22 protein-coding genes and 1 riboswitch are annotated in these 24,098 nt (G+C 26.0%); of the genes, 19 read left to right on the top strand and 3 right to left on the bottom strand.

Features of this window, described 5'->3' with window-relative positions:
* The first annotated feature begins 3 nt into the window (after positions 1-3).
* The 12 genes from pstA to MYE_RS02610 all read left to right on the top strand — a co-directional run bounded on the left by pstA (position 4) and on the right by MYE_RS02610 (position 11,795).
* Positions 4-2,109, top strand: coding sequence for a phosphate ABC transporter permease PstA (pstA, locus tag MYE_RS02665; protein ID WP_042733423.1), 2,106 nt, complete (start codon positions 4-6; stop codon positions 2,107-2,109).
* Positions 2,109-2,915, top strand: coding sequence for a phosphate ABC transporter ATP-binding protein PstB (gene pstB, locus MYE_RS02660; RefSeq protein ID WP_042733422.1), 807 nt, complete (start codon positions 2,109-2,111; stop codon positions 2,913-2,915). Before pstA ends, pstB begins: the two co-directional genes overlap by 1 nt.
* A 9-nt stretch (positions 2,916-2,924) precedes the next feature.
* Complete coding sequence (phoU, locus tag MYE_RS02655; RefSeq protein ID WP_042733421.1) at positions 2,925-3,590, top strand: phosphate signaling complex protein PhoU; 666 nt, start codon at positions 2,925-2,927, stop codon at positions 3,588-3,590.
* Between the two features lie 103 nt (positions 3,591-3,693).
* A complete protein-coding gene (gene ftsY, locus MYE_RS02650; RefSeq protein WP_042733420.1) occupies positions 3,694-4,749 on the top strand; it encodes a signal recognition particle-docking protein FtsY in 1,056 nt (351 codons plus the stop codon).
* Positions 4,739-5,062, top strand: a complete 324-nt coding sequence (gene ylxM, locus MYE_RS02645) for a YlxM family DNA-binding protein (protein WP_042733419.1) — start codon at positions 4,739-4,741, stop codon at positions 5,060-5,062. The genes ftsY and ylxM overlap by 11 nt, the downstream gene beginning before the upstream one ends.
* On the top strand, positions 5,062-5,835 hold the full coding sequence (locus tag MYE_RS02640) for a TIGR00282 family metallophosphoesterase (RefSeq protein ID WP_042733418.1): 774 nt from the start codon (positions 5,062-5,064) through the stop codon (positions 5,833-5,835). The genes ylxM and MYE_RS02640 overlap by 1 nt, the downstream gene beginning before the upstream one ends.
* Positions 5,836-5,904: 69 nt before the next feature.
* Positions 5,905-6,000: riboswitch (SAM riboswitch) on the top strand.
* Positions 6,001-6,078: 78 nt separating this feature from the next.
* Positions 6,079-7,218, top strand: a complete 1,140-nt coding sequence (metK, locus tag MYE_RS02635; protein WP_042733417.1) for a methionine adenosyltransferase — start codon at positions 6,079-6,081, stop codon at positions 7,216-7,218.
* On the top strand, positions 7,218-7,877 hold the full coding sequence (locus MYE_RS02630; protein ID WP_042733416.1) for a copper homeostasis protein CutC: 660 nt from the start codon (positions 7,218-7,220) through the stop codon (positions 7,875-7,877). The genes metK and MYE_RS02630 overlap by 1 nt, the downstream gene beginning before the upstream one ends.
* A 2-nt stretch (positions 7,878-7,879) precedes the next feature.
* Positions 7,880-9,196, top strand: a complete 1,317-nt coding sequence (gene trmFO / locus MYE_RS02625) for a methylenetetrahydrofolate--tRNA-(uracil(54)-C(5))-methyltransferase (FADH(2)-oxidizing) TrmFO (RefSeq protein WP_042733415.1) — start codon at positions 7,880-7,882, stop codon at positions 9,194-9,196.
* Between the two features lie 3 nt (positions 9,197-9,199).
* On the top strand, positions 9,200-10,129 hold the full coding sequence (locus MYE_RS02620) for a type I phosphomannose isomerase catalytic subunit (protein WP_042733414.1): 930 nt from the start codon (positions 9,200-9,202) through the stop codon (positions 10,127-10,129).
* Positions 10,122-10,781, top strand: a complete 660-nt coding sequence (locus MYE_RS02615) for a uracil-DNA glycosylase (protein ID WP_042733413.1) — start codon at positions 10,122-10,124, stop codon at positions 10,779-10,781. Before MYE_RS02620 ends, MYE_RS02615 begins: the two co-directional genes overlap by 8 nt.
* A gap of 30 nt (positions 10,782-10,811) precedes the next feature.
* On the top strand, positions 10,812-11,795 hold the full coding sequence (locus tag MYE_RS02610; RefSeq protein ID WP_042733412.1) for a 3'-5' exoribonuclease YhaM family protein: 984 nt from the start codon (positions 10,812-10,814) through the stop codon (positions 11,793-11,795).
* A 25-nt stretch (positions 11,796-11,820) separates the two neighbouring features.
* Here the strand turns inward: MYE_RS02610 and MYE_RS02605 are convergent, their stop codons facing one another.
* From MYE_RS02605 to MYE_RS02595, 3 genes are read right to left on the bottom strand one after another with little or no spacing between them, the layout of a single operon-like run.
* Positions 11,821-12,216 carry an HIT family protein gene (locus MYE_RS02605; RefSeq protein WP_042733411.1) on the bottom strand — a complete coding sequence of 132 codons (396 nt, stop codon included), beginning with the start codon at positions 12,214-12,216 and terminating at the stop codon, positions 11,821-11,823.
* A gap of 14 nt (positions 12,217-12,230) precedes the next feature.
* On the bottom strand, positions 12,231-14,378 hold the full coding sequence (locus MYE_RS02600; RefSeq protein ID WP_042733410.1) for a hypothetical protein: 2,148 nt from the start codon (positions 14,376-14,378) through the stop codon (positions 12,231-12,233).
* A 1-nt stretch (position 14,379) separates the two neighbouring features.
* Positions 14,380-17,145: a hypothetical protein gene (locus MYE_RS02595; protein ID WP_042733409.1), complete on the bottom strand. Its 2,766-nt coding sequence runs from the start codon at positions 17,143-17,145 to the stop codon at positions 14,380-14,382.
* Between the two features lie 159 nt (positions 17,146-17,304).
* Between MYE_RS02595 and MYE_RS02590 the strand changes: the two genes are divergently transcribed.
* The 7 genes from MYE_RS02590 (at position 17,305) to gnd (ending at position 23,945) form a co-directional block, all read left to right on the top strand.
* Positions 17,305-18,540 (top strand): aminotransferase class V-fold PLP-dependent enzyme, encoded by a 1,236-nt coding sequence (locus MYE_RS02590; RefSeq protein ID WP_042733408.1) that lies wholly within the window; start codon positions 17,305-17,307, stop codon positions 18,538-18,540.
* 2 nt (positions 18,541-18,542) lie between these two features.
* Positions 18,543-18,980 carry an iron-sulfur cluster assembly scaffold protein gene (locus MYE_RS02585; protein ID WP_042733407.1) on the top strand — a complete coding sequence of 146 codons (438 nt, stop codon included), beginning with the start codon at positions 18,543-18,545 and terminating at the stop codon, positions 18,978-18,980.
* Positions 18,973-19,530: a 5-formyltetrahydrofolate cyclo-ligase gene (locus tag MYE_RS02580; protein ID WP_042733406.1), complete on the top strand. Its 558-nt coding sequence runs from the start codon at positions 18,973-18,975 to the stop codon at positions 19,528-19,530. Before MYE_RS02585 ends, MYE_RS02580 begins: the two co-directional genes overlap by 8 nt.
* Before the next feature lie 45 nt (positions 19,531-19,575).
* Positions 19,576-20,859, top strand: coding sequence for a glucose-6-phosphate isomerase (locus MYE_RS02575; protein ID WP_042733405.1), 1,284 nt, complete (start codon positions 19,576-19,578; stop codon positions 20,857-20,859).
* Between the two features lie 146 nt (positions 20,860-21,005).
* A complete protein-coding gene (locus MYE_RS02570; RefSeq protein ID WP_052491421.1) occupies positions 21,006-22,616 on the top strand; it encodes a PTS transporter subunit EIIC in 1,611 nt (536 codons plus the stop codon).
* Entirely contained in the window at positions 22,603-23,043 is a 441-nt protein-coding gene (locus MYE_RS02565; RefSeq protein ID WP_042733404.1) for a PTS sugar transporter subunit IIA, read from the top strand. Before MYE_RS02570 ends, MYE_RS02565 begins: the two co-directional genes overlap by 14 nt.
* Positions 23,043-23,945 carry a phosphogluconate dehydrogenase (NAD(+)-dependent, decarboxylating) gene (gnd, locus tag MYE_RS02560; protein WP_168222649.1) on the top strand — a complete coding sequence of 301 codons (903 nt, stop codon included), beginning with the start codon at positions 23,043-23,045 and terminating at the stop codon, positions 23,943-23,945. Before MYE_RS02565 ends, gnd begins: the two co-directional genes overlap by 1 nt.
* Positions 23,946-24,098: the final 153 nt, after the last annotated feature.

The raw sequence follows: 24,098 nt of genomic DNA, 5'->3' as shown, positions 1-24,098 counted from the left end.
GACATGTTATTTAAAAAAGAAATAAAAAATGATATTGATTTTAAGATTCCTAAACAACGTAATGGACTAGCTTTAAGTTCATTAAAAACAGGGATTTGAGCTTTAACACTATCAGGGATTTTAACATTGATCCTATTAGTGGTTTTTGTTGGTTTTAAAACAAAAGATATTTTTAGTTTTGAATCATTTTGAAAATTTGTTTTTGGTAAGAATTGAAATCCAGAAGCTAATGAATTTGGTATTGGAATAATTACATTAATGACAATAATTTTAATGAGTATATCAATGTTATTTGCTGTGCCGTTAACTTTATTTACTACATTATTTATTTCTGAATACTTATCTAAAAAATCTCAAAAAATAACAATGACTATTATTAAGTTATTAGCTGGTATTCCTAGTGTTGTTTTTGGATTATTTGCAAGAGAACAAATTGGTATTTTATTTAAAGCTATGGGAGCAAAAACAAATGATAACTTAATGGTAGCTTCTCTTACAATGGCATTTATGGCTATTCCTATTATGGTTAGTTTAAGTTATGATGCTATTCAACAAGTTCCTGCAGGTTATAGAGATTCATCATTAGCTTTAGGAATATCAAAAGAAAAAACAACATTTTCAATTGTAAGAAAATCAGCAACTCCAAAAATTATTTCTGCAGTTATTTTAGGAATGGCTAGAGTTATAGGTGAAACTATGGCTATTATGATGATTGCTGGTAATGCTACTGGATGATTTAATACAAATGATGGTGTATCTGGATTTTTATTCTCTTCAGTTAGAACATTATCTTCAACTATAGGATTAGAAATTTTAGAAAATAGTGGAGTTGTTCATGAATCTGGATTATATGCAATTGGATTATTCTTATTCTTATTAGTTTTTATAATTAATATTTCAATATTAATGGTTTCAAATAAAGATAAAATCTCAGCAAAAATAAGATTAATGTTGCATTCTAAAATCTCAAAAAATAAAAAAGTTGAATATTTAAAAATATATGATGCTGAATCATTAAATTTAATGATAAAAAATAGAAGTCAAAATCAATTATTTAAAAAGATGTATTCTTCTATTATGTTAACTTTAATGTGATTATCAACTGCATTTGTAATTGCATTTACATTCTGAATTATAGGAACAACAACGGTTCACGGGTTATCAGCTTTAACTAAATATTCTCATGCATTTGTTGAAATTGAAGGTCAATCAGGAATATTAGCAGCAATGCTTACTACATTATTATTAATTGTATGTACTTTATTAGTTTCAATTCCTTTTGCTTTAGGAGCTGCTATATATTTAGCTGAATTTGCAAAACCTAGATCATTATTTGCTAGATTCTTTAGATTCTTATTAAATATTACAGCTTCAACTCCTTCAATTATTTTTGGGATATTTGGATTATCGGTATTTATTCAAGTATTAAAATTACCGTTTAGTATTTTATCAGCTGCTCTTACAATGACTATAGTTGTTCTGCCGATGTTAATAAAAAACTTTGAAGATGCAATTACTGGTGTACCTAAAGCGTATCGTGAAGCTGCTTCAGCACTTGGATTAAGTAAAGTTGCAATTCTATTTAAAATAGTTATTCCTAATGCTATGGAAGCTATTATTACTGGAATCATTCTAGCTATGGCTAGAATTATAGGTGAATCAGCTCCAATTTATCTAACACTTGGAACAGCAATAAGAATGCCAAGCGAAGGATTTATGTCATCAGGAGCTACACTAACAACTGGTATATATATGTTAGCTAGTGAAGCAGGACCTGGACAAGGTGAACAAATTGCTTGATTAATGTCATTTACAGCTATTGTATTTGTTTTAACATTAAACTTTACAAGTGGTAGAATATCATCAGCTTTAGTTGGAGCTAAACATAAATCAGAACATAAAATTAAGACATTATTTATTAATCTAACTAAACGTCAAACTTATACAAATTCATTTAAATCTATAATTTTAAAAATTAATTTATCATTTAAAAAAATATTTAAATCAATTATTAAATTATTTAACATTAAATTATTTATTAAAAATATCAATCAAACTATAGAAAAAAGAAAAGAATATCAAAAAACCAAAAAAAGAGGTAAAAAATAATGAACGCAACTATTAATAAAAATTCAACTTATCAAAAAAAAGAAAGACCAACTGTAATAGAAATTAAAAACTTTAATTTCTATTACAATAACGGTAAAAAACACTCTTTATTTGATATTAATATGGATATTAAAGAACGTACTATTACTACATTTATTGGACCTAGTGGTTGTGGTAAAACTACTTTATTAAAATCATTAAATCGAATGAATGATTTAGTTGATGGTACAAGAGTTACTGGTGATATTCTAATTTTTGGTGAAGATATTTATGGAGATAATTCTGATATTACTAAATTAAGAACTGAAGTTGGTATGGTATTTCAAAAACCTAATCCATTTCCTATGTCAATATATGAAAATGTAATATATGGTCCTAAATCTCAAGGAATTAAAGATAAAGATGTTTTACATCAAATATGTCAAGAATCATTAGAAAAAGCAGCTTTATGAGATGAAGTTAAAGATATATTGCACACTCCAGCATTAGGATTAAGTGGTGGTCAACAACAAAGATTATGTATAGCAAGAGCAATAGCTATGAAACCTAAAATCCTTTTAATGGACGAACCAACTTCTGCTTTAGATCCAATTGCTACTTTAAAAGTTGAAGAATTAGTTTTAGATCTTAAAAAAGAATATACAATTGTAATGGTTACTCATTCAATGCAACAAGCAACAAGAATTAGTGATTACACTGGATTCTTTTTAAAAGGTGAATTAGTTGAATATAATAAAACTAAAAAGATCTTTACTAACCCTAAAGATTCAAGAACAGAAGATTACATTTCAGGTAGATATGAGTAGGTGTAAGTTATGATAAATAAAATTTTAGATAAAGATGTAGAACAATTACGTAATATGATCGAAGAAATGATCGAAGAAACTAAAATTCAATATGCAGAAAGTTTTGCAATCATTAGAGATAATAAAGAAGTTGAACTTGAAATGGTTATTGAACATGACAAGATCATTAACGATATGCAAAATCAATTTACTTCAGTTGCACTTTGAAAAATTGCAAAGCAAAAATTAATTGCAAAAGATTTAAGATTAGCAATTGGTGGAATTTTAATTACTCGTGAGATTGAAAGAATTGCTGATTATTCAAAATCTATTTCAAAATTCTTTACAAAATTTAAACCAAGCCAAGATCATGAACAAATGATTGTTGAATTATTTCAATTAGTAGTTGATATGCTTGATACTTTTTCTCATCTTTTCCATAATAATCAAAATGTTGATACAGCTAAAAAAATTACAGAATTAGAAATTAAAACAGATGCTAAATTTAAAGAATTTTACTCTATTTTAATTGAGCATATTCAAAAAGCAAAAACATCAGAACAAGCAAAAGAAGTAGCTGCATTATTAAAACAATTAATTAATTTAGAACGTGCAGGAGATCATTTAATCAACGTTCAAGAAATAGTTACATTTATAAATACAGGTAAATTTATTGAATTAAAAGAATATAAATAAAATATAAATCCTAGTTAGGATTTTTTATTTTATAGTGATGAAAATTTATTTTATTTAACTTTTTATATTTGTTAAAATTGTTATAGACAAAAGGAGAATTTTTATGGGATTTTGATCTAAATTAAAAGAAAAAATAACATCAACTTCATCTGAAACTAAAACAGAAAAACAAACCGAAAAAGAACTTAAAAAGAAACAGAAACAAAAAGAAAAAGAAAAAAAAGCAGAAAGAGTAATGGCTAAATCTGCTTTAGATTTTTCAAATGATATTAAAAAATTATCTAAAAAATATAAACAAGCTGATGATGACTTTTTTGAAGAATTAGAAGAAATATTAATTAAAACTGATATGGGTATGAAAATGGTTTTAAAAGTTTCAAATTCTGTTCAAAAAAAAGTTAAATCAAATTCTAGTTTTGAAGATATTAAAGAAATGTTAGTTGAATCACTACACGATGCTTATACTGATAATGATTGAACTAAAAGTAAATATAAGATTAATTTCAATGATAAAAGATTAAATATTTTTATGATGGTTGGTGTTAATGGAACAGGTAAAACTACTTCTTTAGCTAAAGTTGCTAATTATTATGCAGAACAAAATTATAAAGTTTTAATAGCAGCTGCTGATACTTTTAGAGCTGGAGCCGCTAAACAATTAGAAGAATGAATTATTCATCGATTAAACAATAAAGTCGATTTAATTCAAGCAAATAAACCTAACGCTGATCCTGTTAGTGTTGTATTTGATGCAGTTAAAAAAGCCAAAGAAGAAAATTATGATCTTTTATTAATTGATACAGCAGGTAGATTACAAAATAAAGTTAATTTAATGGCTGAACTTGAAAAGATGAACAAAATTATTCAAAACACACAAAAAGATGCTCCTCATGAAATTTTATTAGTAATTGATGCAACAACAGGACAAAATGGAGTTATTCAAGCTGAAGAGTTTAGTAAAGTTGCTAAAGTTAGTGGAATTATTCTTACTAAAATGGATGGAACGAGTAAGGGTGGGATTGGACTAGCTATTAAAGATCAATTAAATATTCCTATTAAAATGATTGGAATTGGTGAACAAGTTGAAGATATTAGTTTATTTGATATAGATCAATATATAGTTAATTTATCTAGTGGGTTTATGGAAAATGAAAAATAATATTATTGATAAAACAGTTAATTTATCTAACTTATTTGAAATATATAAACACTTATTAACTGATAAACAACAAGAGTATTTCACACTATATATTAATGAAGATCTATCTTTAAATGAAATAGCTGAAGAATTTGAAATATCAAAAACTGCAGTTCATGATTCAATTACTAAAACTATTAAATTATTAAATCAATGAGAAGAAAAACTTAATTTAAAAGAAAAACAAGATAAACTTATTTCTTTAGTAGAAAAATTAGAAAATAATAACATTAATAATTCTGAAATTATAAAAATAATAAAAGAGGTGATTTAATGAAAATATTAATGATAGGTGATGTTTATGCAAGTTGTGGTAGAAATATCTTAGCTGAACATTTACCTAAAATAGTTAAAGAACATAATATTGATTTTGTTGTTGTAAATGGTGAAAACACAACTCATGGAAAATCACTTTCAAAAAAACATTATGATTTTTATAAACAATTAAATATTGATGTTATAACTAGTGGAAATCACATTTTTAAAAACAAAGAAGTTTTAGAATATATAAATTCAACTTCTGATTTATTAAAGCCAATGAATATGAGTGATCATACTCCGGGTAAAGGTTATGTAATAGTACATAAAAATAATAAAAAAATTGCTGTTGTAAATTTAATGGGACAAAGCTTTATGGATCAGTGTGATAATCCTTATAAAGTTATGGATGAATTTTTATCTAAAAAATACCAATACGATATTTTATTAGTTGATTTTCATGCAGAAACAACTGCTGAAAAAATAGCATTTGCTTGAAATTATGATGGAATTATTACAGCATTTGTAGGAACTCACACTCATGTGCAAACTGCTGATGAAAGAATATTACCTAAATCAACTGCATTTATAACTGATCTTGGTATGACTGGAGCTATTGATTCAGTTATTGGAGTTGAACCTGATGATGTTATATTTAAACAAAAAACAGGACTACCTGTTAAGTTTAGACCTGCAAGCGGTAGAAGTGTATTAAACGCTGTTGTTATTGAAATTGATGATAAAACAAATAAAGCAATAGATATAAAAAGACTATCAATTAAACATTAATAACATAAGATTATAAACTTATATGTTAATTCATGATAGAATAAAAAATGTAATAAACTTAATATTAAATTCTTATTAAGAATCACAGAGAGATAAAACTTGATGAAGTGATGGCAACCTATTAGATTAGGTGCTCAAATAAAGGCCATATGGTAACAATAAGATTGTCTATTAAACACGACAATTTTATGTCGTGTTTTTTTATAAAAGTGTAAGAATTGTATTAAGAACAAGGAGGAAAAAATGAAAAGATTATTTACAAGTGAAAGTGTTAGCGAAGGGCATCCAGATAAGATTTGCGATCAAATATCTGATGCTATTTTAGATGCTTGTTTAAGTCAAGATAAAAACTCAAAAGTAGCATGTGAAGTATTTGCTACAACAAATTATTTATTAATAGCAGGTCAAATCACAACAACAGCTGTTGTTGATTATGAAAAAGTAGCTAGAGATGTTTTAAGAAATATTGGTTATACTAATGATGATTATGGTATTAATGCTGATACTTGTCAGATTGATATTAGAGTTGAAGGTCAATCTCCAGATATTGCAATGGGTGTTGATTTAGAAAATGATGAAATTGGTGGTGGAGATCAAGGTATTATGTTTGGTTATGCTACTAATGAATCTCAAACTTATCTACCTTTAGCAATCACAATGGCTCACGAATTAGTTTTTAATGCAACAAAACAAAGAAAACAAGGTTTATTTAAATGAGCTAGACCTGATATGAAATCTCAAGTAACTATTGATTATACTGATATAAATAATCCTAAAATTGATACTATCTTAATGTCAATTCAACACGATCCAGACTATAATGAAGCTGAATTTAAAAAATACATAAAAGAAAACATTATGGATTTAGTTGCTGATGAATTTAACATGAATAAAGATTATAAAGTTTTAATTAATCCAACAGGTAGGTTTGTAATAGGTGGACCTCAAGGAGACACTGGATTAACTGGAAGAAAAATTATTGTTGATACATATGGAGGCTATGCACGTCATGGTGGTGGTGCATTTTCTGGAAAAGATTCAACTAAAGTAGATAGATCAGCAGCATACATGTGTAGATATGTTGCTAAAAATATAGTAGCAGCAGGATTAGCTGATAAAGTTGAAATTCAAGTAAGTTATGCGATTGGATTACCTAGACCTATATCTATTTTTATTGAAACTTTTAACACTGAAAAAGTTTCATTAGATAAAATATATCAAGCAGTAGAAGAAAACTTCGACTTTTCAGTATCTGGAATGATTAAAACATTAAAATTACGTGAACCGGTATTTTTCAAAACATCAAAATACGGTCATTTTGGTAAAGCTGATTTTAGTTGAGAACAAACTGATAAAGCTGATATTCTAAAGGAGTATAAATAATGTTTTTAGAAGTAGTAGCAACAAGTCTTGCTGATATTAGAAAAATTAATAACTCAAAAGCAGATAAAATACAATTTTGTAAGAATTTAGATGTAAATGGACTGACTCCAAACATTGATGATATTTTAGTAGCTGATCAAATAGCTTTAAAACCAATTGATATTATGATAAGAACTTCAGATGATAATTTTATTTTCACTGAATATGAATTAAGAAAACAAATTCAAATGATTTCAATGATTTCAAAACTATCTAATATTAATGGTGTTGTAATTGGAGCATTAAACAATGAATCAGCTATTAATGAAACATTTTTAGAACAAGTAAATAAAGTTAGAGCAAATTTAAAATTAACTTTTCATCAAGCTTTTGATCAAGTTAGAGATTTCAAACAAGCATTAAATATTTTAGAAAAACATAATATAGATAGTGTATTAATAAGTGTTAGTGAAGATTTAGAAAAATCATTAAAAGATATTAAAGAATTAAAAAACGCTTATCCTAAAATTAAATTTGTAATTAATTTAGAAACTAATCAAAATATTAAACAATATATTAAAGCTAGAGATTATGTTCATATTTCAACTTCTGCTAGAGTGGATCAAAATTTAAATTCTGAAATTTCAATTGAAAATATTAACGCATTTAAGGAAAAATAAAAATGATAAAAAAAGTAAAAATAATTGGAGCTGGATTAGCTGGTTGTGAAGCTGCTTGATTTTTAGCTAATAACAATATTCAAGTTGAATTATATGAAGCAAAAACTATTAAACATAATGAAGTTCAAAAAACTGATGATTTGTGTGAATTAGTTTGTTCTAATACTTTTAGAAGCCAATCTTTATTAAATGCTGCTGGAATATTAAAAAGTGAAATGAGAATGTTAGGTTCATTAGTTTTAAAAATAGCTGATGAATGTAAAATTCAAGGTGATGATGCTTTAGCTGTTGATAGAGTAGAATTTTCTCAAAAAGTAACTCAAGCTATTAAAAATCATCCTAACATAACATTAATTTCTAAAAATGTAGATAGTATTGATGATGAAAATGATATTACTTTAATTGCTACTGGACCTTTAACTACTGACGAATTAAAACAAGATATACAAAGATTAATAGGAAAACAAAAACTATTTTTTATGGATGCATCAGCTCCAATTGTTAAAAAAGATTCAATAGATTTTAATAAGGTTTATTATGCTGGAAGACATAATAAAGGTAAATATATTTGTTGTCCTTTTACTGAACAAGAGTTTAATAATTTTGTTGATGAATTAGTTAATGCAGAACAAGTTCAATTAAAAGATTTTGAAAAATCTATCTTTTTTAAAGGTTGTCAACCAATTGAACAACTTGCTAAAACAAGTAAAAAATTACTTTTAAAAGGACCTATGTCACCTAATAATTTATTAGATGAGAATAACAATCAACCTTATGCTGTTGTTCAACTTCGTCAAGATGACGCTAAAGATAGTTTATATAATATAGTTGGATTTCAAACTAATTTAAAATGACCTGAACAAAAAAGAGTGTTTAGCTTAATTCCAGGATTAGAAAATTTAAAAATTGTTAGATATGGAGTAATGCATAAAAACTATTATATTAATTCTCCTAAGATTTTAAATTTTAAACTACAAACTAAAAGAAAAAGAAATGTCTTTTTTGCAGGACAAATTACTGGAGTTGAAGGTTATATTGAATCAGCTAGTTCAGGTATTTGAGTAGCAATTAATATCTTAGCTTTTATAAATAATAAAAAACTAAAACCATTATCAAACAAAACTGTTCTAGGAGCACTAACAAACTATATAACAAATGAAAAAATATCTAGTTTAAAACCAATGAAGTGTAATTTAGGGATTTTAGATCAAGATAATAAAAACTCTCAAGAACAATTTTATTCTTACAATAATTCATCTAAAGAATTAGCTCAATATATAGCTCAATTAAAAGAAATTATGAAAGTGAACATAAGATAAATTATGAAAATATTAAAATTAAAACCTCATTTTTCTGAAAGATTATGAGGTGGACAAAATTTAAAAAAATTCGGATTCGATATTGATGAAAATAAAAAAATAGGTGAAGCTTGAGTAATTTCAGCTCATGAAAACGGTTTAAGTTATGTTGTTAGTGATGATGAATATAATAATTTAAGTTTAAAAGAATTATTTGAAAATTATAAACATCTTTTTAATAACTTTAAAGGAGAATATCCTTTATTATCAAAAATTATTACAGCAAATGATAATTTATCAGTACAAGTTCATCCAGATGATAATTATGCTTTAACTCATCACAATCAACTAGGAAAACCTGAAAGTTGATATGTTTTAGATTGTGATGATGATGCTCAGCTTGTTTATGGACATAACGCTAAAACAAAAGAAGAATTAATTGAAATGATTAATAGCAATAATTGAGATCAATTTTTAAAAAAAGTTGATATTAAAAAAGGTGACTTTTTATATGTGCCTGCTGGTAAAGTTCATGCAATAACTAGTAATGTTACAGTTTTTGAATTGCAAAGATCTAGTGATATTACTTATAGGTTTTATGATTATAATAGAGTTGATCCAAAAACTGGAAAGTTAAGAAGATTAGACATAGAACATTGTTTAAATTGTACAACTATTCCAGATTCTCAAATTGATATTATTAATAAAAAAGAAGGTTTATTATTTAGTTCTGATGTGTTTTCATTATATGTTTTAGATTGTAAAACAACAAAAGAATTTAATATAGTTGAAAAGTGTGATTGATTACAATTAACAGTTATTCAAGGACAAGGAAAAATTAATGGCATTGATTTTAAACAAGGCGAATCAGCTATTACAATTAATGGTATTGAACCATTAAAAATAGAAGGACAAATCAAGATAGTTATTTCTTGAATTAAGAATAATGAATAATTTAAATAAAAGTTGAAATGAACTATTTGAAAAATTAAATTTAAATCAAGAAATTAATAATTTAATTGATCAAATCTATAGTGACAAAGAAACTATTTTTCCTAAAAAAGAAGATGTTTTAAAACTATTTGAACTAAGTGATTTAAATAATGTTAAAGTTGTTATAATCGGTCAAGATCCATATCATAACTATAATCAAGCTAATGGAATAGCTTTTAGTGTAACTAATCAAGTTAAAGCTCCTGCAAGTTTAAAAAATATCTTTAAAGAATTAAAATCAGATTTAAATATAGATCATTTTACTAATAATTCATTAGAAGAATGAGTTAAACAAGGAGTATTACTAATTAATACTTGTTGAACAGTTCAAGCACATAATCCTGGTTCTCATAATAATTTAGGTTGACAAAATATTACTAAAATCATTTTAGAAAATGTTATATTACATAATCAAGATGTTATATTTTGTTTATGAGGAAACTATGCAAAACAAGTTTATGAATCATTAAATATTAAACCTAAACACGTTATTAGTTCAGCTCACCCATCACCTTTTAGTTATAAAAAAGGTTTTGAAAACACTAAACCATTTAGTAAAATTAATAATATCTTAAAAGAGTTAAACTTAACAACTATTGACTGAAGTAAATAGTTAAAAACTAATAAGAAAAGGATTTTATATATGAAAAAAATAAATGAAATATCATTAGATAAAAACCCTATTAATGCTATTGTAAGAATTGAAAAAGCAATCATTTCTACAGGAAGTAGTGGTGCAAATTATTTAATATTACATTTAGCTGATTCAACTGGAAGAATTGAAGCTAGAAAATGAATCGTAACCGAAGAAGATAAACAACTTTTAAAACCTAATGCTATTATTTTGTTAGAAAACACAATAATATCTGAATATAGAGGCGTTTTACAATTAAAAATAGATGATTATAAAGTAATTGATGAAAGCCAGTTAAGTTTTTATAACATTAAAAAAGAAGATCTATTCATCTCAGCTCCATTAGATATAAATAGAGAATATAATAATTTATTAAAAATTCTTTCTTCAGTTAAAAACGATACATATAGACAAATAACTACTAAATTAATTGAAAAATACAAAGAACAATTTTTAACATTTCCAGCAGCTATGAGCATTCATCACAATGTTACAGGAGGATTATTCTGACATAGTTATACATTAGTATTAAATGCACTAGCTTTAAAACCAAATTACCAATATGCATCAATTGATTGAGACTTATTAATTTGTGGAGCTATATTACATGATATTGGTAAAGTTATTGAAATAGTCGATGTAAGCGGAAGCGATTATAGTTTAGAAGGAAAGTTATTAGGTCATATTTCTATAGGTAATGCTGAAATTAATAAAATAGCTCAAGAATTAAATTTATATAAAGATGAATCTAATAACATTAATAGTGAGGTTACTTTGCTTCAACATATGGTACTAGCTAGTCACGGTAAAAAAGAATTTGGATCACCAGTTGAACCGGTTTTAATTGAAGCACTTATTTTATCAATGTTAGATGATTTAGATGCTAAAGTATTTAAAATTAATGATGAACTTAAAAAAGTTGAATCAGTAAATAATTGAACTCAAAGAATTATTTCAGTTGATAATAGAATGTTTTATAAACATAAAAAATAGAAGCTTTAAAAGCTTCTATTTTTAATTATTTAAGAGATTCATAAACAGATTCAACATCTTTGGTTTCAACTTTATTTGCACTTAAGATAAATCCTTCGTTTTCTTTATATTTAGGAATAATGTGTTCATGATAATGGAATACTGATTGACCAGCAATCGCTTCTTGATTTGATAAGTAATTAAACCCTTGAGGATTTAATTTATCCTTTAGAATTTGAACTATTTGTTTTTTAGAAATAGCCACTTCTTTTAAATAGTTATCATCACATTCACTGAAGTTTTTAAAATGTTTTTTAGGAATAACTATACAATGTCCTTCGCTTGCTGGTTGTATATCTAAGAATGCAAACACATTATCATTTTCATAAACTTTATATGAAGGAATTTCGTTGTTTATTATTTTACAGAATATGCAATCCATAATTTATACCTCTATTAGTCAAATGTTACTTCATCATCACGTATGAATTTTGAAATTTCATCAAATAAATCTTGATATTTAACACTATCTGATTTTAGATATTGACTGTATAATTCGGTTTTAGCAGCATTTTTAACATCATCATTATTTGAGATAATTGATTTTAATTGATCTAATAATGTTTGTTTGTTTTCGGCAGATAAGTTTAAAATGTCAGCTGAACTTTTATCTGATTTAAATCAATCATACATTGAGTTTTGTTTCTCTAAAACATTTCTATAATTTTTAATGTTGTAATCATAAGTTATAAATGATTTTGTGAAGTCTTTATCAACGTTACTAAATAAATCTTTATTATTCTTATTTTCATCACTCAATTTTTTAGTTACATCTAAAATTTTGTATTCAGATTTTTTAACTTTTTTAAGTGTAATAGTTTTTTCTTCTTTGTTATTGTAAATAACTTTGATTTTACCTTCTTCTTGACCGTTTTTTAATTTAACGTATCATTTTTTATCTTTATGAGCTATTTCAACATTATTTGCATCAGTGTTAGGAATATCACTTATTACAACTTCTTTTTCATCATTATTTTTGTTAGTGATATCAAATTTTTGACTCATATCTGTTCAAGTGTTTTCTAATACTTTTAAACTATACTCACTATTTGATTGTTTTTGAATTTGAATATCACTTGTTGAGAAAATATCGTTTAGATAAATTGGTAATACAAATACAACATCTTTATTACCTTTTACATCTGAATCATAACCTTTACCATCGTTTGTTAGTATCATAGGTGTATTAATTTTTGATACAGCTTTTTTAGCATCATCAGATATTTTTAAATCCCCATTTAAGCTCTTAATAGTATCTTTGTCATTTTGAACAAATCCATTAAATCCTGACATAGCTAAGAATGGATCTGATCCTTGTTTACTTTCATTTTCAATATCTAAACCTATTGTCTTTTCGATTTTTGAATTAAGTTCTACTTCAAATCCTTTTGTTGTAATTATTTCGTAAATAGATTTTAATGAAAGTTTGTTGTTTTCTAATTTTTGACCATTTATGAAATAGTCATTAACTAATTTATCTATTTTATTTATATTTTTAGCTTCAGTTGATAATGATCAAATCATTTTAACATTTGAAACAGTATTAGATTGTTGGTTGAAGTTTGTTTGAATATTACTAATTAATTGACTAGCACCGTTTATTAGAAGTTTTCTTGATGAAGCTGTTGTGTTATCAAAAACATCTTCATATAATTTTGAATCTAAGTATGAGCTACCTAGTAAATTAGAGAATAATTTTGATTCAATTTTAGTTTTGAAGTAATAAGCAAATCTATATTTGATAATTCCTTCTCCGTTTGTTTCAAATGTTTTCTTTTCTTCATTTGTATATCATGTGATTTTATTATCACCATGACCATTACCCTTACCTTCGTCATCAACACTATTTGTATTTGTAATGTAGTCTTGAGTTTTAGATTTTTCATCATCTAAAATACCGATTCTAAAGTTATTTCCTAAATTAGTTAATAATTCAATAGAAGGAATTTGGTAAATACTTCTTTTAGTACCTGAATTAAGAACATCAAATTCCCCTGTCATTTGTCACCTTAATCATTTACTATCTGTTGATTTGTAGTATATAGCATATTTACCAGCTTTTTCTTTACCATTAACTCTTAATTTAATTGGATTTAATGGGTGAATTTTATCTCTATAAATTTTATCTGTTTCATCGATATCAGCACCTGATTCAATTCTTTTTGTTGTATATTCATTGAATAAATTGAATGTTGCTAAATTAGATAAAACTTCTTTATTTCTTTGAGTTCCAGCGTCATCAGAATCACCAGTTAAACCAAGGTTATTATTTAGATTAATTATAGAACTTTTGTAATTAGCTGCTGAAATTTTTTCATTCATCATGTCAATAATTCTATTTTTGTAATCGATATCTTTATAGAAAATATCTCTATTAGCAAAACTAAAATCATCACTGTTTGTTAAACCATAAATAATTTTATTTGCTAATTCATCAGTAATTGTTACATCTTTAAATCTTTGAACCGAACTACATGAAACAGCAGTAATAGCAGCACCAGAAATAAGAGAAAGAGATGTTATAAAACCTAATAATTTTTTCATATTAACTTTCCTCCTTTTCTTTCTTTAATTCTTGGTTTGGGTTAAAAATATCTGAGTTTAACAACGCTTTAAATCTTTTTCCATCATCTGATGTTAAATCGATTGCTTGATCTGGAATAAAGTTTTTCTTATTTACTTGATCTTTAGATTGAGTTTTTCAGTTTTCTAAGATTGATTTTACTCATTTTCTGTTATCTGATGAGAACTGTCCTATAGATGCAGTTTGCTCCATTTTTTGTCTGTCTAAGATAATTTTTGTTACTAAATGATCAAATTCAGCTTTAACGTCTGAACCTAATTTCTTATTATCAGCTTCAACATTTTCTTCTGCAGGAATTTTAATTATTTTATTTATAATTTCATTATTTTTAAACACTTTTGAGAATAATCCTAATAGTCAACTTGCTTGTGAACCTAAGTTTTTGTCAGATGAATCAGTTGCTTTAGATGCCTCATTTAAGATGTTTGTATTATAGAATGTTTTAGTTTTCGTATTGTCAATTAAAGAAGTGTTAACTAAGAATCTTTCGTAATTATTTTTAATATTATTGTTTAAGTATTCAATTTCTACTCCCATATTTGAAACGGATGTAGAGTTTTTCTTATCGCTTTCAGATCAATCTCAAACTTTGTCTGCAACTCCATTTACAGTTGCACTTTCAGCAGGAACTGCTTCGCCTTCTCCTAGTAATGTTTTAGGTTTGACTTCTTTTAACATAGAATTTACTAAGTAAGGAACTAAATCTTTACCAAATTCTGAAGTATATAGAGAATCTATTTTTTTCAATACTGCTGTTTGTTTATTAATATCAATTTCTTTTTTATCACTAGGTTGAATATTCATTAATTTGTATCCATCAACTTTAGTAATATGTAATCCATCACCATCAATATAAGCGATTATTCCATTATCTTTATTTAACACAGTAAACATATTTTTATTCATGTTTTTACCGTTGTTATCTTCATTTTCATCATTAGAAGCTTTTTGATTTATTTTTTCAAATAATTTAATAACGTTTGCAATAGTGGTTTTTGTTTCTTCATGACCATCAAGTGCACTAATTACACCACTTGCTTGACTCTTGTCTAGACCGTATTTTATTAAATCTTCTTCGTTTAATTTTTCAGTACCTTTTCAACTTCAAGTGTTTGAATTGTTATCTTGATTTGTTATGAAGTCGTATATTGAATATTTAGCTACATTAGAAAATGATGTATCACTGATTGTTAGTAAATCTCCAGTTTTATTTACTTTATGGTAAGTATTTTCTTTATCTCATTCAGTTCAATCTTTAAAACTTTTTGCTCCACCATTAACATCAGCTCTTATAGCACGAGTTGCTCCTCTGAAAATAGTATCAAAACGAGCTAATCCTGCAGTATCAGGAACTTCATTTTTATCTTCTTTTTGATCATCGTTTACGTATGCTTGAAGTGTTGCTGCAATTCCTTGGAATCTATTAACAAGTTCTTTTGTTAAATCATTTCCAGTTGATGAAGTAGGAATTAATGCTTCTAATGATAATTGTTTTTCTACATCTTCTTTTTTCTTAGAGTTTGCAAAAGTAAATATTAAGTCTGATACCATTACTGGTTTTTCAGTATTAAAGTAGTTATCTATAGAGAATTTTTGTGAATCAGTAATTGAACCGAAGTTTCCTTTAATATCATCTCTTTTTAGATCTTTTCCATTTAAAACAGGAATTTGTTTTACGATTTTAGATCAAGAACGAGGTCTTAAACCTTCAAAGTTTACAAAATTAGAAGGTCCATCATAATTACCTGTTTGAACGAAATTAGAAAATTCAATTATACCTTTATTTGATTTATCGTCTTTGTTTGAGAATCTTTTTAAAATAGTTTTGATTCAATCAGTTTTATCTTTTTCTTCTTTAATTTTATTTTTAATTTGTTCTGGTGAACTGTAAGTAATTGAAATGTTATTATTATTATCTTTTCCAAAATCAATTCCACCAACTGAGTTTACTAAATCTGTAAATGAAGTAATTGATGAATCATTTCAATTAACACTATCGTTGCTAAACACTTCTTTAACTGCATTAGCTAAATCTTCTAAAGTATTTTTATTTTTATAAACATCAACACCAGCAAATTTTTTAACAATAACATTAATATCTAAATCATTAGTTTGAATACCTTTTCTTCATAATGAATTAGAAATTGTTGAATTGAACATTAAAGTGTTTTTTAATCTGATAAAAGCACTATTTGAAGGATCATTTAAAATGTAGTCTGATAAAAAGGCGTTTTCTAAACTAGCTTGATCTTTTTTAACTCCTTTGAATTTATCTTCTAAGAATTTAATGTAGTCTTTATGTTTATCTTTAAACTCATTATCTCTTTTATCTTTTAAAGCACTATGAGCAAAACTATATAAACTGTTAGGAGTTGATCCGTCTTTTTTACCTAAAAGATTTTCAAGTTCAGTATTTAAACTATCATCTCAACCAACTTGTTTAGCATCATCACCTGTTGGTAATTTAAACTCACCTTTTTCAGCAATACCTTTTAAAAGTCCTACAGCTAAAATATTATAAAACTTGTTAATAAATCCTTCGTCTTGATTTACACCATTTCATTCTTTATATCAACTTAATAAAGCTTTTGCATCGATATCAAATTCTCCATCACCTTTAATAAATTGAGAGTTTGATCTTTGCTCTTCTTTTTTACATGAAACAACTCCTGTCATAGCTGTTGCTGCAAAAGTAAAAGTTGATAGTAATGTTATAAGTTTTTTCATCTATTTAACCTCCTTTGAAATTTAAGCAATACGAAAAACTTCTTTTTATAGAATCATGAATAATTATATAATAATATTATTTTGATAACTAGAAAATTTTAAATTTGTATACAATAAAAAAGATATAAATTTAAAATATAAATAAATGTAGGTGAAATTATGGATATATTTAAAAATATTAAACAAGAGTTTCCAGTTCTTAATAACAATAAAGAATTAGTTTATTTTGATAGTGGAGCAACAACATTAAAACATCAAAGTGTAATTCAAGCTGAAATGGATTATTTAAATTATATTAGTACTAATCCACATTCAACTGATTATAAATTAGGTTATAAGTCAATTGAATTTTTAAATGAAACTAGAAAACTAACTAAAGAGTTTATAAATGCTAAATCTGAAAAAGAAATTATTTTTACAAATGGAGCAACTCACGCATTAAATCAAATAGCTTTTGGATTAAGTCATTTAATAAAAGAAAATGATGAAATATTAACAACTAGTTTAGAACATTCAGCTAACTTATTACCTTGAGTCAATGTAGCTAATAAAACTAAAGCAGTTATTAAACCTTTATTTTTAACTAGTGAATATGGTATTGATATTGATAGATTAGATCAAGTAATTAATTCAAAAACTAAAATCATTACTTTTGCTCATATTTCAAACACTACAGGTTATGTAAATGATATTAAAGCTATTATTAAAAAAATTAGAAGCATTAAACCTGATGTAATAGTTGTAGTTGATGCAGCTCAATCAGCAGCTCACTCTAAAATTGATGTAGTTGATTGAGATGTTGATTTTCTAGCAATAGCATCACATAAAATGTATGGACCTTTTGGAGTTGGTGTTTTATATGGTAAATATGACTTATTAGATCAATTAGAACCTATTTTTTATGGTGGAGGAATGAGTTTAGAAATTTCAAAAGATTTTAAAGATTATAAACTAGCAAGCCTACCTAATAAACTAGAAGCAGGAACACCTAATATTTCTGGAATAGTTGCATTTAATAAAGCAATTAAATTTATTACTAGTTTAAACGCTGAAAAAATTGCTGAATATGAACATAGTTTAAAAAAATATTTAATCGAACAAATCAAATTAAACGATCTAGATAAATATATTACTTTTTATAATATTAATAATTATTCTCCATTATTAATATTTAATGTTAGAAATATTAACCCTCAAGATATAGCTCACTTTTTAGATATCAAATATGATATAGCTTCAAGAGCTGGAGCTCATTGTGTTAGAAGATTAGCTGATGTAATTGGAACTGAAATCACTGTTAGAATAACTTTTGGAGTTTATAATACTAAAACTGATGTTGATAAATTAGTAGATGCTTTAAAAAATGCTGATAAATTCTTAGATGCTTTATTTTAGTTATGATAGATATTAATAACGATAGTTTATTAAGACAAATATTAATGAAGCATTTTACTAATTCAGATAATAAAACTTTATTAGATAATCCTAACGCTATTAGTAAATTATTAAAATCAAATACATGTGCAGATCAACTAACTATACAAGTATTAATTGAATCAAATATTATTAAATCTATTAGATTTACAGGAAGTGCTTGTGTTGTTGCAACTAGTTCAACTGATATATTAATTAATGAAATTAAAGATAAATCAATTACTCAAGCTTTAGATATCATTTATAAATATAAAGATCTAATTGATAATGGTGATTTAACTAATATTAATGATTTAAATGAACTAGTAGTATTTAAAAATATACATAAACAAAAAAATAGAATATTATGTGCTAGTTTACCTATTAATGGTTTAATAGAAATATTAAAAGATTATGAATAAATTACAATTAAGAAAAATTATGTTAGAAAAAAGAAAAAATTTTTCTAATACATATATGAATAGTAGTAATTTAATTATTACTAATAAAGTTATTGAATTTATTAAAAATCATAACTTTAAAAATATTTGTATTTATCTTTCTACTAAATATGAAGTTGAAACTAGAAAAATTATTGATTATTGTTTTTTAAATAATATTAAAGTTTTTGTTCCCAGAGTTTTAGAAAATAATGATATGAAAATGATCAGATATTTAGATCATAATCACAATAGTTTAAATAAATTTAATATTTATGAACCTAGTAATGATCAAACAATAAATAGTAGTGATATTGATTGTATTTTTACTCCTCTAGTAGCATTTGATAAGAATCTAAACCGTATTGGTATGGGTAAAGGTTTTTATGATAAGTTCTTTAATTTAAATAAAAATAACTATTTAAAAGTAGGGTTAAGTTTTGATCAACAACTAATAAGTGATGATATTTTAAAAGATGATCATGATGTTAAATTAGATATTATAATTACTGAAAAATCTATTTATAATTAAATAGTGTAGTAATACGATAAAAATAAAAGAAAGGCAAGTAAAAACATGATTAAAGTAAACTTAGATTATGCTGGCTTAGATTTTAATAAAATTGTTGATGAAGATAAAATCAAGCAAGTTCATGAAATGATTGTTAATAAAACTGGAAAAGGAAATGATTTTTTAGGTTGATTAGATTGACCAGAAAATTACGATAAAGCTGAATATGAAAAAATGAAACAAGTTGCTGGTGAATTACGTAGTAAAATTGATACTTTAGTAATCATTGGTATTGGTGGATCATATTTAGGAATGCGTGCAGCTGATGAAATGATTCGTGGATTAAAACACAAAGACAAAGTTGAAGTTGTTTACGCAGGACACACAATGAGTTCAACTTATACAGCTCAATTAGTTGAATATTTAAAAGATAAAAACTTCGGAATTTGTGTAATTTCAAAATCAGGAACAACTACTGAACCAGGAGTTGCATTTAGAATTTTAGAACAAGAATTAGTAAATAAAGTTGGAATTGAAAAATCAAAAGAATTAATCGTTGCAGTTACTGATAAACAAAAAGGAGCATTAAAAAAATTAGCTGATGAAAAAGGATATCCAACATTTGTTATTCCAGATGACATTGGTGGAAGATTCTCAGTTTTAACTCCTGTTGGTATTTTTGGATTATTAGTTGCTGGAATTAATACAGATAATATCTTTAAAGGAGCTAGAAAAGCAAAAGCTGATTTAGTTGCAAACGATTCTTCAAATGAAGCTTACAAATATGCTTTTGTAAGAAATTACTTATACAACCAAGGTTACAGAACTGAAGCATTAGTTACTTATGAATTACAATTACAAATGATTGCTGAATGATGAAAACAATTATTTGGTGAATCAGAAGGAAAAGAATTCAAAGCCTTATACCCAACATCAATGGTATTTTCAACAGATCTTCACTCACTAGGACAATGAGTTCAACAAGGTCCAAGAAATGTTATGTTTGAAACTGTTATTAGAATTAATAAACCAGTTAAAGATATTGATATTTTACCTGACAAAGATAACTATGATGGATTAAACTACTTAGTAGGAAAAAGCTTACATGAAATTAACCAAACTGCTTTAAAAGGAGTAGTTCAAGCTCATGCAGTAACAGGACAAATGCCAAACATTATTTTAGAATTTGAAAAAATGGATGATGAACAATTTGGATACTTAGTTTACTTCTTTGAATTAGCTGTTGCAATGAGCGGATATCTATTAGATGTTAATCCTTTCGATCAACCAGGTGTTGAAGTTTATAAATACAACATGTTTAAATTATTAGACAAACCAGGTGTTAAATAGTATTACAAACTAAGAGCAAGAAATTGCTCTTTTTTATTTACATAAAGACATTTTTTAAGATTTTTTTCTAATACATAATTACTAAGTATAAGTGTATTTTTATATTTGATAAAATTAATTTCGATAGAAAGGATAAAAACAAAAATATGAGTAAATTAAATGAGTTTAAAATTAAAGCTGATGTTGATAAAGCAATTATTAACGAAGCTAAAAACTCAAAAAACGTAATTAAGAAACATATTCAAAAAGTTGGAAGCTTTATGGCTGGAATGATTATGCCTACTGTAAGTATCTTAATTGCTTGAGGATTAATTACAGCCATGTTTTTAGGTAAATATACCACTGTTGATGGAAAAGAAGTTTGAGTTGCAACTGGATGATTTAAAAGCGAAGCATTTGGTCAAATTGTAGCACCTACAATGAAGTGACTTATTCCTGTTTTAGTAGCTTATACTGCAGGAAACATGGTTTATAAAACTAGAGGTGGAATGTTAGCTGCATTTTTAGTAGTTTGTGCGATCATAGGAAATGATTTTTTATATAAAACATTAATGGCTGACTGAAAATTTGCAAAAGGAACAGTACGTCAAGCTGGTGCACCTAACCAAATAGTTGCAGCTATGATAATTTCTCCGTTATTTGTTTATATAACTAAAAAAGTTGAATTATTATACATAAATAGAGTAAAACCTGGATTTGAAATGTTAGTAAGAAACTTTTCTTTAGCTGGTTTTGCAATTATATTTGGTCTATCAATTTTCTGAATCTGACCATTTGTGATGTATTCAATTAGTTGAGTTATGGTTCAAATAATTGATCTATTTACAAGATTGCCTTGACTATTCCCGTTCATGTCAATATTTACTGAACCATTAAGATCGGTATTTTTAAATAACGCATTGAACTGAGGAGTAATGATACCAATAGGTTTACAAGAAGTTCAACAAATTGGATACAGTGGATTTTTCATGGTTGGTGGTAACCCTGGACCAGGATTCGGACTATTAATTGCTTATGTAGTTTGAAGAAAACAACAAAGAGGGGCTGCTTCAGGAGCTAGTGTTATTCAACTAATCGGTGGAATTCACGAAGTTCACTATGTTTATATTTTAAGTGAACCAGTTATGATTTTAGCAACCATTTCTGGAGCATTTACTAGTTTATCAATTGTTAAATTATTAGCAGGAGGAGCTACTGCAGCAATTTCTCCAGGTAGTTTAATTTCTGTTATTTCAGTAGCTGGAACAGGTTATAGAATAGCTATTAACGTACTAGCTGTATTTAGTGGAGCTATTGTTTCGTTTATAGTTGCATCTCTAATTATGAGATTTAAGAAAAAACATAACAACGAACCATTAATGCAAGTTCAAGTTGATGACAAAGGAGTTACTTTTGGTCAAGAATCTAAAAAAGAAGAAGGTAAAAAAGTAAGTAACTTTGATTGAAAAAACGCTAAAAAATTAGTTGTTGCTTGTGATGCTGGTATGGGATCTAGTGCAATGGCTGCAGGTATTTTGAAAAAATGAGTTAAACAAAACAATATTGATATTGAAGTTTCAAACTGTGCAGTAAAAGATTTAGATTCATCAGCAGATATTATCGTTACAATGCATAACTTTGCTGAAATAGCTAAAGAAAAATCAGAACATGCTTATATTTATGGTGTTAATAAATTCTTAGGTGACGGAATTTTTGACAACTTAAAAAATGAATTATTAGAACACAAAAAGAAAGAAGAAAATCATGATCAAAAATAAAGAAAGTGTATTTTTAATTGATAAATTTAATTCAAAAATTGAAGCTATTGAATTTGTTGGAAACAAAATGGTTGAATTAGGATATGTTGATAAACAATACATCGACTCTATGATTGAAAGAGATAAAACAGCAAGTGTAGCTATCGGAAATTATTTAGCAATTCCTCATGGTAATTCAGATGGATTTAAATATATTAAAAATTCAGGTATCTTAGTTGTTAAATTAAAAGAAGCTTTAACATGAGATGATGAAAAAGTTAATTGAATAGTAGCTTTAGCTCTTGAAGGTAATAATCAACTTGAAGCATTACAAAATTTAGCTATTGCTTTTAGTGAAAAAAGTGAAGTTGAATCAATGAATAAAAATCTAAATACACTTGATGAAATATTTGATTTTTTTAGTAATTTAGAAAGTGAGCAAGATTAATGAATATAGGATTAGTAGGTCTTGGTAAGATGGGTTCTAATTTAATTAGAAACATTAAATCAAAAGGTTATGATATTGTTGGTTATGATCAAAATCAAGCAATTTATAATGAATTAAACAGCGAAAACATTAAAACAGCATCAAGTATTTCTGATCTAGTTAATTCATTAGAAAAACCAAGAACAATCATTTTATTAGTTCCAAACGGTAAAATAACTCAAGAATGTTTTGAAGAAGTGTTAAAACATTTAGACGAAAACGATACTATTATTGATTCAGGAAACTCTTTTTACAAAGATTCTATAAACAGATACAACATAGCAAAAGAAAAAAATATTAATTTTGTAGATTGTGGTATTAGTGGTGGAATTAGTGGAGCTAGAAATGGAGCTTGTTTAATGGTTGGTGGAGAAGATAAAGCTCTTGAACCATTACATGATTTCTTTAAATCAATAGCAGTTGAAAATGGATATTTACACACAGGAAAACCTGGTAGTGGACATTTCTGTAAAATGATTCACAATGGTATTGAATATGGTATGATGCAATCAATTGCTGAAGGTTATGAATTATTAGAACGTTCTGATTTTGACTATGATTTAGAAAAAGTTAGTTTAATGTGAAATAACGGAAGTGTTATTCGTTCATGATTAATTGAATTAATGATCGATGCATTTAAAAATGATCCAAAACTTGAATCATTAACTGGTGAAATGGATATGAATGGTGAAGGATTATGAACTGTTCAAGAAGCCTTAGAACAAGGAACTCCAGCTCCAACAATTTCATTATCAGTTATGATGAGACAAAGAAGTAAATTTACTGATACATTCTCAGGAAAAGTTGTTTCATCTTTAAGAAAAGGTTTTGGTGGACACGCTGTTGTTAAAAAGAAAAAATAATCCGTATAATAACTTTATTAAATTGACAGAGATTTCTGTCAATTTTATTTTTATTGGTTATGTTTATCTATCGAAATTGTTTCAGTAATTATATAAATCGCGAGCAATTTGCGTGTATTTCCACACTTTTTGCTCACCTAAACCTGTAATTAT

This window comes from Mycoplasma yeatsii GM274B (assembly GCF_000875755.1).
GTDB lineage: Bacteria > Bacillota_I > Bacilli_A > Mycoplasmatales > Mycoplasmataceae > Mycoplasma > Mycoplasma yeatsii.
The sequence above is the reverse complement of the archived record's forward strand: the minus strand, read 5'-3'. Positions and strand labels throughout refer to the sequence as shown.